This is a genomic window from Bradyrhizobium lablabi (genome assembly GCF_018129385.1).
Taxonomy (GTDB): Bacteria; Pseudomonadota; Alphaproteobacteria; order Rhizobiales; family Xanthobacteraceae; genus Bradyrhizobium; species Bradyrhizobium lablabi_C.
The window spans coordinates 58,892-70,648 of sequence record NZ_JAFCLN010000028.1 but is presented as its reverse complement, the minus strand read 5'-3'; the positions used below and the strand labels follow the sequence as shown (position 1 = coordinate 70,648).

Genomic DNA, 11,757 nt, shown 5'->3' with positions numbered 1-11,757 from the left:
GCCGCAGGGCTATCGCATATGAGCGAGGACTCGATGAGGCGACTTCGTTGTGGCCATCCTTCGAGACGCCCGCCTTTGGCGGGCTCCTCAGGATGAGGTCTTGTTTCGTGGCAAAATCCTAGAACCCTCATGGTGAGGAGCGCCGCCTGCGGCGCGTCTCGAACCATGAAGGCCGGGCTCGCTCACACGCTCAATGGGCCATATGCGATAGCCCTGCCCGCAAGCGGGAGAGGGAGTGCACCTCCCTCGTGGTGGAATCCGAACCTAACCTCATCATGCTTTAGGCAAAACAAAACCGGGTGCAGGAGAACCTGCACCCGGCTTTCATGTTGTGTCGTCGCGCCTCGCTCAGGCGGCGATATCAAAGCGGTCGGCGTTCATCACCTTGGTCCACGCCGCCACAAAATCCCTCACGAACTTCTCCTTCGAGTCCGCACAGGCATAGACTTCCGCGAACGCACGGAGCTGCGAGTGCGAACCGAAGATCAGGTCGACGCGGGTGCCGGTCCACTTGGCCGCATTGGTCTTGCGGTCGCGGCCTTCATAGGTACCGTCGGCGGCCAGATTCCAGACCGTGCTCATGTCGAGCAGGTTGAGGAAGAAGTCGTTGCTGAGCGTTCCGGGCTTGCTGGTGAACACGCCATGCTTGGAGTTGCCGAAATTGGCGCCGAGCACGCGCAGGCCGCCAACAAGAGCCGTCATCTCGGGACCCGTCAGCCGGAGCAATTGCGCACGGTCCACCAGCGCCTCTTCCTGCGCCATGAACTGATGCCGCTTGGCGTTGACGTAGTTGCGGAAGCCGTCGGCCCGCGGCTCGAGCGGAGCAAAGGACTCGACATCGGTCTGGTCCTGCGTGGCATCCGCGCGGCCCGGCGTGAAAGGCACCTTCACGTCGACGCCGGCATCCTTGGCGGCCTTTTCGACCGCCGCAGCGCCGCCGAGCACGATCAGATCGGCCACCGAGACCTTGCCGGATTCCTTCTGGATCGCCTCTAACTTGGCCAGCACGGTCTTCAGTTCAGCCGGCTGGTTGACCTCCCAGTCCTTCTGCGGGGCAAGGCGAATGCGCGCGCCATTGGCGCCGCCGCGCTTGTCGGAACCGCGGTAGGTCGAGGCCGACGCCCATGCAGTCGAGACCAGTTGCGACACCGTCAGGCCGGAGGCGAGGATCTTTGCCTTCAGCGCCGTGATATCGGCTTCGCCGAGCGGCGGATGGCTCGGGGCCGGAATCGGGTCCTGCCAGATCAGCGTTTCCTTCGGCACCAGCGGGCCGAGATAGCGCGCACGGGGGCCCATGTCGCGATGCGTGAGCTTGAACCAGGCGCGCGCGAATGCATCGGCGAACTGGTCCGGATTCTCGTAGAAGCGACGCGAGATCTTTTCGTATGCGGGGTCGAGACGCAGCGACAGGTCGGTGGTCAGCATGGTCGGCACATGCTTCTTCGACGTGTCGAAGGCGTCGGGGATCGAGGCTTCCGCGCCCTTTGCCTTCCACTGCTTGGCGCCGGCCGGGCTCTTGGTCAGCTCCCATTCGTTCTCGAACAGGTTCTTGAAAAAGAGGTTGCTCCACTTGGTCGGCGTCTGCGTCCAGGTGACTTCCGGACCGCCGGTGATGGCGTCCGCGCCGATGCCGGTGCCGTGCTTGCTCTTCCACCCCAAACCCTGATCCTCGAGCGCGCCGCTTTCCGGCTCCGGTCCCACCAGCGACGGATCGCCCGCGCCGTGGGTCTTGCCGAAGGAGTGGCCGCCGGCAATCAGCGCGACGGTCTCTTCGTCGTTCATCGCCATGCGGAAGAAGGTTTCACGGATGTCCTTGGCGGCTGCGACGGGATCCGGGTTGCCGTTCGGGCCTTCCGGATTGACGTAAATCAGGCCCATCTGCACAGCGCCGAGCGGCTCGGCGAGCTGGCGTTCGCCGCTGTAGCGCTCATCGCCGAGCCAGGTGCCTTCGGGACCCCAGAACAGCTCTTCCGGCTCCCAGACGTCGGCGCGGCCACCGGCAAAACCAAAGGTCTTGAAGCCCATCGATTCCAGCGCGACGTTGCCGGCGAGAATCATCAGGTCGGCCCACGAGAGTTTGCTGCCGTATTTCTGCTTGATCGGCCACAGCAAGCGGCGCGCCTTGTCGAGGTTGGCATTATCGGGCCAGCTATTGAGCGGCGCAAAGCGCTGCTGACCTTGTCCGGCGCCGCCGCGGCCGTCGGTGATGCGGTAGGTGCCCGCGCTGTGCCAGGCCATGCGGATCATCAGACCGCCATAGTGACCGAAGTCGGCCGGCCACCACGGCTGCGACTCCGTCATGAGCGCGTGCAGATCCTTGATCACGGCATTGAGGTCGAGGGTCTTGAACTCCTTGGCGTAGTCGAACGTCTTGCCCATCGGATCGGACAGATTGGAATTGCGGTGGAGAACCGAAACGTCCAGCGAGTCCGGCCACCAGTCACGGTTCGTGCGTGTATGGCCCGAAAACGGGCATTTGGTTTGATCATCCATGATTGCCTCCTTGGCGGTCGCTTCGTGATGGGATTAGAGGCACTCTAAGCAGGCGCCTTTATCAGGTGAAGTCGAATTTAATGATGAACGCAATAAGTTATTCTGATGATCAGATGACAGGTGCGGACATCACTTCGGGGACAAACACCAGATGTCATCGTCCGTTACCATCCGTCCCGCTTTGCCGGACGAATATGACGAAGTCGCCCGCGTCTGGATGGAGAGCTGGGTCTCGACCGGGCTGGCGGAAGCCAGCAATTTCCTGCTGGCGAATTTGCGCGCCCGCATCCGCCATGAGATCGAAAACGGCTGGAGCCTGTTCGTCGCCGATGATCAGGGGCTGCTGGCGGCCATGCTGGCACTGCACTTGCCGCAAAAATATCTCGACCAGCTATTTGTCGCACCGCGCTGGCAGGGACAGAACCTGGGAAGAGAGCTGCTCGCCTTCACGCGAACACAGCTGCCCGACGAAATCTGGCTGCGCTGCGTGCGCGAGAATGAAAAAGCCTGGCGCTGGTACGAGCGCGAAGGCTTTGTGTTCGAAAAGGAAGAAGTCGCGCCCGCGACCGGCTTCATGATGAAATATTATCGGTGGAAGACGGAAGGAGCCGGCTAGTAGTTGAAGATCGGCAAAAGCGGTTGCGGAGGCCGCCGGCTCGTTCTAGTGAGACGCGTCTTTCGTACCACCTTCGTCTCTAAGAAAACTCGACAATATTCTGTCGCAATATCTCAGGGAATGAGAGGTATCGCACGAGGGATGAACGCCCGGCGTGATCTACGTTCTACGTTTATGAGGGAGGCTTCGTCATGATAAAACTCTACTGGTCGCCGCGCTCGCGTTCGTTCACCGCGATCTGGCTGATGGAAGAGACCCGGCTGCCGTACGAGCGGGTGCTGACTGACATCACGACCGGCGCGCAGAAGGCGCCGGAATATCTGAAGATCAATCCGATGGGCAAGGTGCCGGCGCTGACCGACGGCGATGCCGCGCTTGGAGAAACCGCCGCGATCTGCGCCTACATCGCGGACCGCTATCCCGAGACGAAACTGGCGCCCGGCGTGAACGATGCGCTGCGTGCAAAATATCTGCAATGGTTGTTGTTCTCGCCGAGCTGCATCGAGCCGGCGCTGATCCAGATCTTCACCAAGCTTGAGGTTCCGCCCAGCACGGCGGCGTGGGGCAGCTCGACACAGGTGTTCGACGTGCTCGATGCCGCCCTGCAAAACGGCCCGTGGATCCTCGGCGAGAAATTTTCGGCCGCCGACATCACGGTCGGCGCGGGCCTGCACTTCGCGGTGCGGATGTTCAAGATGGTGCCGCCGCGGCCGGCGTTCGACGCCTATATCGACCGCTGCGTGGCGCGCCCGGCGTTCCAGCGCGCAGAGAAGATCGCGGAGAGGGCGTGATCGCCGTCGCCAGGGGACTTACTCCATCGCCCCCTTCAGCGCTTCCGGGCGGGGCATCGAGATGATGTTGTAGCCGGAATCGACATAGTGGACTTCGCCGGTGACGCCGCCGGAGAGGTCCGACAACAAATACAGCGCCGATCCGCCGAGCTCTTCCAGCGTGACGCCGCGGCCGAGCGGCGAGTTCTTCTGCTGGAAGGCGAACATTACGCGCGCGTCGCCGATGCCGGAGCCGGCAAGCGTGCGGATCGGGCCGGCAGAGACCGCGTTGACGCGGATGTTGCGCGAGCCGAAATCGGCGGCGAGGTAACGCACCGAAGCTTCCAGCGCCGCCTTGGCCACACCCATCACATTGTAATTCGGCATCACGCGCATCGAGCCGTCGAACGTCAGCGTGATCATGCTGCCGCCGGACTCCGGCATCATGTCGGCGGCGCGCTTTGCGACTTCGGTGAACGAGAAGCAGGAGATCACCATGGTGCGCGAGAAATTGGCGCGCGTGGTGTCGGCGTAGCGGCCCTTCAGCTCGTTCTTGTCGGAGAAGCCGATGGCGTGCACCAGGAAATCGAGATGGCCCCACTTCGCGCGCAACGCCTCGAACACGGCATCGACGCTGGCGATGTCCTCGACGTCACAGGGCAGCACGGTGTCGACCTTGAGCTGCTCCGCGAGCGGCTTGACGCGCCTGCCGAGCGCCTCGCCCTGATAGGTGAACGCCATCTCGGCGCCCTGCGCGGCCAGCGCCCTGGCAATGCCCCAGGCGATCGAATGATCATTGGCGATGCCCATGATCAGACCGCGTTTGCCTTTCATCAGGTCCTGCATTGTTCGGTCGCTCCCATCATTCCGGCGTCATCACCCGCGAAAGCGGGTGATCCAGTATTCCAGAGGCGTCAGTGGTTGAAATCGATGGGCCGCGGGGTACTGGATGCCCCGCCTTCGCGGGGCATGACGAGCAACTTAAAATCACGCATCCAGCCGCTTGAACACCAGCGTGGCGTTGGTGCCGCCGAAGCCGAAGGAGTTCGACAGCACGGTGCCGAGCTTGGCGTTGTCGATGCGCTTGCGCACGATCGGCATGTCGGCAAATACCGGGTCGAGCTCGGTGATGTGGGCGCTTTCGCAAATGAAGCCGTTGTTCATCATCAGCAGCGAATAGATCGATTCCTGCACGCCGGTGGCGCCGAGCGAATGGCCGGTCAGCGCCTTGGTCGCCGAGATCGGCGGGCATTTTTCGCCGGTGCCGAACACCTTTCGGATCGCCTCGATCTCGGGGGGATCGCCGGCCGGCGTCGAGGTGGCGTGCGGGTTGATGTAATCGATCGGCGTCTTCACGGTCGACAGCGCCATGCGCATGCAGCGCTCGGCGCCCTCACCCGACGGTGCCACCATGTCGTAGCCGTCGGAGGTCGCGCCATAGCCGACGATCTCGCCGTAAATGCGGGCGCCGCGCGCCTTGGCATGCTCGAGCTCTTCCAGCACGACGACGCCGGCGCCGCCGGCAATCACAAAACCGTCGCGGCTGATGTCATAGGGTCGCGAGGCGGTCGCGGGCGTGTCGTTGTATTTCGACGACATCGCACCCATCGCGTCGAACAGCACCGACAGCGACCATTCCAGCTCCTCGCAGCCGCCGGCGAAGATGATGTCCTGCTTGCCGATCTGGATCGTCTCATAGGCATTGCCGATGCAATGGTTCGAGGTCGCGCAGGCTGACGAGATCGAATAGTTCACGCCCTTGATCTTGAACCAGGTGGCGAGCGTGGCGGACGCCGTCGACGACATCGCCTTCGGCACCGCGAACGGGCCGACGCGCTTGGGTCCCTTGGTCCGCGTGATGTCGGCGGATTCGACGATGGTGCGCGCCGACGGGCCGCCCGAACCCATGATGATGCCGGTGCGCTCGTTCGAGATATCCGACGGGCTGAGGCCCGCATCCGAAATCGCCTGCTCCATCGCGATGTGATTCCACGCCGCGCCTTCGCCGAGGAAGCGCATCGCGCGGCGGTCGATCATCTCGGCCGCGTTCACCGTAGGCGAGCCGAACACCTGCGAGCGGAAGCCGAGCTCCTTGTACTTTTCGGCATGCGTGATGCCGGACTTCGCCTCATGAAGGCTCGATAATACTTCCTGGGTGTTGTTTCCGATGGATGAGACAATACCCATCCCCGTGATGACAACCCGCCTCATGACCGCCTCGTCCTGTCGTTTCCGTTTGATGTGATGGCTCTCGCCGAGCCGTATGCCGCCTGATCGGTGGGAAGCGCTGATCTACGCTCCCGGCATCGCGGTACCCTGCTTCAAGAGCCCCACTCTCAAATCCTTGGCGCGATAGATAATCTCGTCATCGGCCGAAAGCCAGCCATCGGCGATGCCAAGCCAAAGCTTTAGGCGCATCACCCGCTTGATATCGACGTTGTACACAATCTTGCGGGCGTTCGGCATTACCTGGCCGGAAAACTTCAGATCGCCGAGGCCGAGCGCGCGTCCGCGGCCTTCGCCGCCGATCCATCCGAGGTAGAAACCCACCATCTGCCAGAGCGCATCGAGACCGAGACAGCCCGGCATCACCGGATCGCCCTTGAAATGGCAGCCGAAGAACCAGAGGTCCGGATTCACGCTGAGCTCGGCGCGAACCAGGCCCTTGCCGTACTCGCCGCCGGTTTCCGAAATCTCGCTGATGCGGTCGAACATCAGCATCGGCGGCAGCGGTAATTGCGCGTTGCCCGGTCCGAACAATTCGCCACGGCCGCAGGCCAGCAAATCCTCATATTCGTAGCCGTTGCGGCGATCCAGCATCGTCTCAAAACCTCATTTGCGTGAGCATGATCATCTCGGAAAACCGGTATCCACTTTTCCGGATCATGCTAGTCCCGAAGGGCGCTTCGTGCGGAATGGCTTAAAACTTCCGCGAGGCCAAAGCGCCTTACGTCCATTGGTTTCCGCGGGTCAGGACAGCCCTGCGGCAACCGGCGCTCGCCTTTGCCGAAATCGCATAGCTAAAGTCGGGCGCTCTTAACACAGGCATTTGCACGCGGCAAAGCATTGGCAGGGGTAAATTGCTGTTTTGGGCTGCTTGTTCCGGCTTAACCCTGTCCCGTTCCGCTTGGGACCTGCCCGGGTTCTAGTTGCGAAAAACTTGCATCTGAGAGATTTCCCTCTATATTCCATAGCAATAGTGCCAAAAATCGCGAGTACGGGCCCGACCTGAATATGACCGACGACATTTCCACCTTGAATGACGACGCGGGTAACTCCGTGCCACGCCCGGCTGGACATCAGCCGACGTTGACCGGCTGCCCCTGGCATGACGTCAACGAAATGTTGCAGGCCGCTGGTCTCCGCCCCACTCGCCAGCGCATGGCTTTGGGCTGGCTGCTGTTCGGCAAGGGCGCGCGCCACCTCACCGCGGAAATGCTCTATGAGGAAGCAACGCTGGCCAAAGTTCCGGTGTCGCTGGCGACCGTCTACAACACGCTCAACCAGCTCACCGATGCGGGTCTGCTGCGCCAGGTCAGCGTCGACGGCACCAAGACCTATTTCGACACCAACGTGACGGCGCACCATCACTTCTATCTCGAGAACAACCACGAGCTGGTCGACATTCCCGACCCGCATCTGGTGCTCTCGAAGATGCCTGACGTGCCCGAGGGCTACGAGATCGCCCGTGTCGACATGGTCGTGCGGCTGCGCAAGAAGCGCTGAACCATCGCGGACAGAATTTGAGTCGTCATGGCCGGGCTTGTCCCGGCCATCCACGTTTTTGGGGCAGCGAAAAGAAAGACGTGGATGCCCGGGTCAAGCCCGGGCATGACGGCATCATTCTGTTCGGGGACTCAATCCACCTTCTCGTCGGCGTAGACGCCCCACAGGCGCTGCTGTTCGATCCAGCCGTCAAAGCCGCTGCCGACGACGCGGCACCAGCCACCCGTGCACTTCTTCACCTGCGTCACCACGCCGGCCTGTAGCCGCGCGGCAATTGCGCTGCCCGGATCGGCGCGGTCGTAGATCGGCGCCAGATCGTCCTTGCTCTTCATGGTGACGACGGCGGTGCGGCGGCCGGACAGCATGGAGTGATAGACCCAGCCCTCGGCGCCTTCGGAATCGCGCACCCTGCGCCAGTTCTCGAATTCGGCCGTGATCTCGACCGGCAGGCCCGAGCGCGTATAGGTCCAGGCCACGTCATTGTCCTTGGTCGGGCCGGCGCGGACATTCACATGATCGGATTTGAGGCTGACATAGCGCGGAATCGGCAAGCCGCTGGTGGTGACGGAATCCTTCGCCGAATGTCCCGTTCCGACTGACGCACCCAGCATCAACGCTGCCAGGACCAGCACCGAACCAACACGCCCCCACGCCATCAAACCCGTCTCCTGCCGAGAACCGTTCAACCCGAATCCTTCGAGCCGATCCCCGTAACGAACGCCAAACCCCAACACCCCTGTGCCGCGCCCCGTGTCGCACCTCGGCTTGTCAGTCCTGTGGGTTCTTGTCTTGGCCCGGTCTTCTGCTAGAGAGGACGGAACGCCAAAACGCCGGAATTTCCCGGAGAATTTCCGGGCCAATATCCGGGGGAACCCCAAGGAAATACCCGGGACCGCGCGGCAAAGCGCAGTGTCGAACACCCGGGTTAACGAGGTCTGAACGGCGCGCTTTGCGAGCCCTTTGCCTCACGAGAGCAGGATATGTCGGTTAAGAAAAAGCCTCTCGTCGTCGTCACACGCAAATTGCCGGATTCGATCGAGACGCGGATGCGCGAATTGTTCGACGCAAGGCTCAATCTCGACGACACGCCGATGACATCGGAGCAGATCGCGGAAGCCGCGCGCACCGCCGACGTGCTGGTGCCCACCGTCACCGACGAAATCAACGAAGCCGTGCTCGCGCAACCCGACTGCAAGCTGCGGCTGATCGCCAATTTCGGCAACGGCGTCGACAATATCGACGTCGCCGCGGCGCACGCCCGCGGCATCACCGTAACAAACACGCCCAAGGTTTTGACCGAAGACACGGCCGACATGACCATGGCGCTGATCCTGGCGGTGCCGCGGCGGCTGATCGAGGGCGCCGCCATCCTGCCCGAGGGCAAGAACTGGCCGGGCTGGTCACCGACCTGGATGCTCGGCCATCGCATCGGCGGCAAGCGCCTCGGCATCATCGGCATGGGCCGCATCGGCCAGGCGGTGGCGCGCCGCGCCCGCGCCTTCGGCCTCCAGATCCACTATCACAACCGCCGCCCGGTGGCGCCGCAGATCGCCGAGGAACTAGGGGCGACCTATTGGGAAAGCCTCGACCAGATGCTGGCGCGGATGGACATCATCTCCGTCAACTGTCCGCATACGCCGGCGACCTATCACCTGCTCTCGGCGCGGCGGCTGAAGCTGATCCGCAAGGACGCCTATATCGTCAACACCGCGCGCGGCGGCGTGGTCGACGAAGACACCATGATCAAGTTGCTTGAAACCGGCGAACTCGGCGGCGCCGGGCTCGACGTCTACGAGCACGAGCCGGCGGTCAATCCAAAGCTGGTGCGGCTGGGCAGGGCCGGCAAGGTGACGCTGCTGCCGCATATGGGCTCGGCCACCATCGAGGGCCGCGTCGACATGGGCGAGAAGGTGATCATCAACATCAGAACCTTCCTCGACAACCACAAGCCGCCGGATCGCGTGCTGCCGAGCATGCTGTAAGAGTGCTGCCGGGCGAGGTCCGGATCAAAACTCGCAAAACAACCCCATGCACAGTAGGACTTGGGGTCCGGTCCGGCAGGACACACCGCATCCAGCGGTGTCACAGCCGCACGCTTTGATCCCTTAGCCTTTCGGCTTGCGCCCCTCCTGCTTCCGCCACTCGGCGACGAACGCCACAAACGCCGCCAGCGCAGGCGGCGGCTGGCGGCGGCTCGGGTAATACAAAAACGGCCCCGGGAACGGGTCGCACCAGTCGTCGAGCACGCTGACCAGCGCGCCCGACTTCACGTGCTCGCGCACATAGCCTTCGAAGGTCGCCCAATAGCCGGCGCCGTCAAGGACGGCGCGCATGGCGAGGCCAAGATAGGTCGCGATCAGCTTTGCCGGCGGCGACACTTTCACCACGCGGCCGGCCTTTTCGAACTCCCAGTCCATCATCGCGCCGCTGCCGAAGCGCGTGCGGATGCAGGAATGATCGAGCAGATCCTTCGGATGTTTTGGCCGGCCGTGCCGCTCGACATAGTCGCGCGAGGCGACCACGGCATAACGCTGCGGCGGGCTGAGCGAGACGGCGATCATGTCTTGCGCCAGATGCTCGCCGTAGCGCACGCCGGCGTCATATCCGGCATCGACGATGTCGATGAAGGCGCTCTCGCCGATGATCTCGACATCGACTTTCGGATGGGCCTGCATGAACGGCACCACCATCGGCGCCAGCACCAGATCGATCGCCGGCGGCGGCGCGTTGATGCGCAGGCGGCCTGAGGGCACGCCGCGCAGGCCGCGCACCGCATCGAGCGCCGCGCTGACATCGCTCATGGCGGGCCCAACGCGTGCCAGTAGCAACTCACCGGCTTCGGTGAGCGCGACGCTGCGGGTGGTGCGGTTCATCAGGCGCACGCCAAGCCGCTCCTCCAGCTCGCGCAGCCGCTGGCTGAGGCTGGAAACCGAGACGCGGCTCTCCAGCGCCGCCCGGCGGAAATTGCGGGTGCGGGCCACCGCCACGAAGGCGTCGAGATCGCGCAGGTCGAGATCGCTCATTGTTCGATATAGTGAACAAGCTATTTCGAATTGTCCAGCTTATCGCGGTAATCGAGATGGCGCATATCGGCCTCGTCATTCGCGGCGCCAAACACCCGCCGCCATTTCGAGGAGAACCACCATGGAAAAGCGCAAGCTCGGCTCAACCGGTCCGTCCGTCTCTGCCATCGGCCTCGGCTGCATGGGCATGTCGGATTTTTACGGCCCGGCCGACCGCGGCGAGAGCATCGCCACCCTTCATGCCGCGCTCGATGCCGGCATCACGCTGCTCGACACCGGCGACTTCTACGGCATGGGCCACAACGAGATGCTGATCCGCGAGGCGCTCGCCGGGCGCAATCGCGACAACCTTCAGCTTAGCGTCAAATTCGGCGGCATGCGCGATCCCGCGTCCGGCTTTGTCGGCATCGATGGCCGGCCCGCCGCGGTGAAGAATTTTCTCGCCTACTCGCTGGAGCGGCTCGGCGCCGAGACGATCGACATCTACCGTCCGGCCCGGCTCGATCCCGCGGTGCCGGTCGAGGACACCATTGGCGCCATCGCCGACATGGTGAAGGCCGGTTACGTCAGGCATATCGGCCTCTCCGAGGTCGGCTCCGACACCATCCGCCGGGCTCATGCGGTGCATCCGATCGTCGACCTACAGATCGAATATTCGCTGATCGCGCGCGGCATCGAGAACGACATTTTGAAGACCTGCCGCGAGCTCGGCATCGGCATCACCGCCTATGGCGTGCTGTCGCGCGGCCTGATCAGCGGGCACTGGTCAAAGGATCGCACCGGCGCGCGGGATTTCCGCCTCGCCAGCCCGCGCTTTCAGGGCGGCAATCTCGATGCGAACCTGTCGCTGGTGGATTCGCTGCGAGCCATTGCGGACGAAGTCGGGGCTACGCCGGCACAGGTCGCGATCGCCTGGGTGGCGGCGCAGGGCAACGACATCGTACCGCTGGTCGGCGCGCGGCGGCGCGACCGGCTGACGGAGGCGCTGGGCGCGCTCGATGTAAAGCTGACGCCGGCGCATCTCGCCGCGCTGGCAAACGCGTTTCCGCCGGATGTCGCTGCCGGCACGCGCTACGCCGCCGAGCAGATGGCGCATCTCGACAGCGAGAGGAAAGCGTCGGCCGCCTGA

At 63.3% G+C, this 11,757-nt stretch carries 11 protein-coding genes; 5 read left to right on the top strand and 6 right to left on the bottom strand.

The window, feature by feature from the left end:
- Window positions 1-348: 348 nt before the first annotated feature.
- Entirely contained in the window at window positions 349-2,493 is a 2,145-nt protein-coding gene (katG, locus tag JQ628_RS32390) for a catalase/peroxidase HPI (protein WP_212230108.1), read from the bottom strand.
- 151 nt (window positions 2,494-2,644) lie between these two features.
- Between katG and JQ628_RS32385 the strand changes: the two genes are divergently transcribed.
- Together JQ628_RS32385 and JQ628_RS32380 are read left to right on the top strand one after the other, a co-directional pair.
- Window positions 2,645-3,109 (top strand): GNAT family N-acetyltransferase, encoded by a 465-nt coding sequence (locus JQ628_RS32385; RefSeq protein ID WP_212230106.1) that lies wholly within the window; start codon window positions 2,645-2,647, stop codon window positions 3,107-3,109.
- A gap of 191 nt (window positions 3,110-3,300) precedes the next feature.
- Window positions 3,301-3,900 carry a glutathione S-transferase family protein gene (locus tag JQ628_RS32380; protein ID WP_212230104.1) on the top strand — a complete coding sequence of 200 codons (600 nt, stop codon included), beginning with the start codon at window positions 3,301-3,303 and terminating at the stop codon, window positions 3,898-3,900.
- An 18-nt stretch (window positions 3,901-3,918) separates the two neighbouring features.
- On the opposite strand, the gene fabI is transcribed toward JQ628_RS32380, so the two are convergent.
- The 3 genes from fabI to fabA form a co-directional block, all read right to left on the bottom strand.
- Window positions 3,919-4,725 carry an enoyl-ACP reductase FabI gene (fabI, locus tag JQ628_RS32375; protein ID WP_212230102.1) on the bottom strand — a complete coding sequence of 269 codons (807 nt, stop codon included), beginning with the start codon at window positions 4,723-4,725 and terminating at the stop codon, window positions 3,919-3,921.
- Window positions 4,726-4,866: 141 nt separating this feature from the next.
- Window positions 4,867-6,090: a beta-ketoacyl-ACP synthase I gene (gene fabB, locus JQ628_RS32370; protein WP_212230100.1), complete on the bottom strand. Its 1,224-nt coding sequence runs from the start codon at window positions 6,088-6,090 to the stop codon at window positions 4,867-4,869.
- Window positions 6,091-6,171: 81 nt separating this feature from the next.
- Window positions 6,172-6,699: a 3-hydroxyacyl-[acyl-carrier-protein] dehydratase FabA gene (fabA, locus tag JQ628_RS32365; RefSeq protein WP_212230097.1), complete on the bottom strand. Its 528-nt coding sequence runs from the start codon at window positions 6,697-6,699 to the stop codon at window positions 6,172-6,174.
- Window positions 6,700-7,113: 414 nt separating this feature from the next.
- On the opposite strand from fabA, the gene irrA reads away from it, so the two are divergent.
- Window positions 7,114-7,605, top strand: a complete 492-nt coding sequence (irrA, locus tag JQ628_RS32360; RefSeq protein ID WP_283815860.1) for an iron response transcriptional regulator IrrA — start codon at window positions 7,114-7,116, stop codon at window positions 7,603-7,605.
- A gap of 131 nt (window positions 7,606-7,736) precedes the next feature.
- On the opposite strand, the gene JQ628_RS32355 is transcribed toward irrA, so the two are convergent.
- Window positions 7,737-8,261, bottom strand: a complete 525-nt coding sequence (locus JQ628_RS32355) for an SH3 domain-containing protein (RefSeq protein WP_212230095.1) — start codon at window positions 8,259-8,261, stop codon at window positions 7,737-7,739.
- Between the two features lie 324 nt (window positions 8,262-8,585).
- Here JQ628_RS32355 and JQ628_RS32350 point away from each other — a divergent pair, with 324 nt between their 5' ends.
- Entirely contained in the window at window positions 8,586-9,587 is a 1,002-nt protein-coding gene (locus JQ628_RS32350; RefSeq protein WP_212230094.1) for a 2-hydroxyacid dehydrogenase, read from the top strand.
- Window positions 9,588-9,710: 123 nt separating this feature from the next.
- Here the strand turns inward: JQ628_RS32350 and JQ628_RS32345 are convergent, their stop codons facing one another.
- Window positions 9,711-10,628 carry a LysR family transcriptional regulator gene (locus JQ628_RS32345; protein ID WP_212230092.1) on the bottom strand — a complete coding sequence of 306 codons (918 nt, stop codon included), beginning with the start codon at window positions 10,626-10,628 and terminating at the stop codon, window positions 9,711-9,713.
- 121 nt (window positions 10,629-10,749) lie between these two features.
- On the opposite strand from JQ628_RS32345, the gene JQ628_RS32340 reads away from it, so the two are divergent.
- Window positions 10,750-11,757 (top strand): aldo/keto reductase, encoded by a 1,008-nt coding sequence (locus JQ628_RS32340; protein WP_212230091.1) that lies wholly within the window; start codon window positions 10,750-10,752, stop codon window positions 11,755-11,757.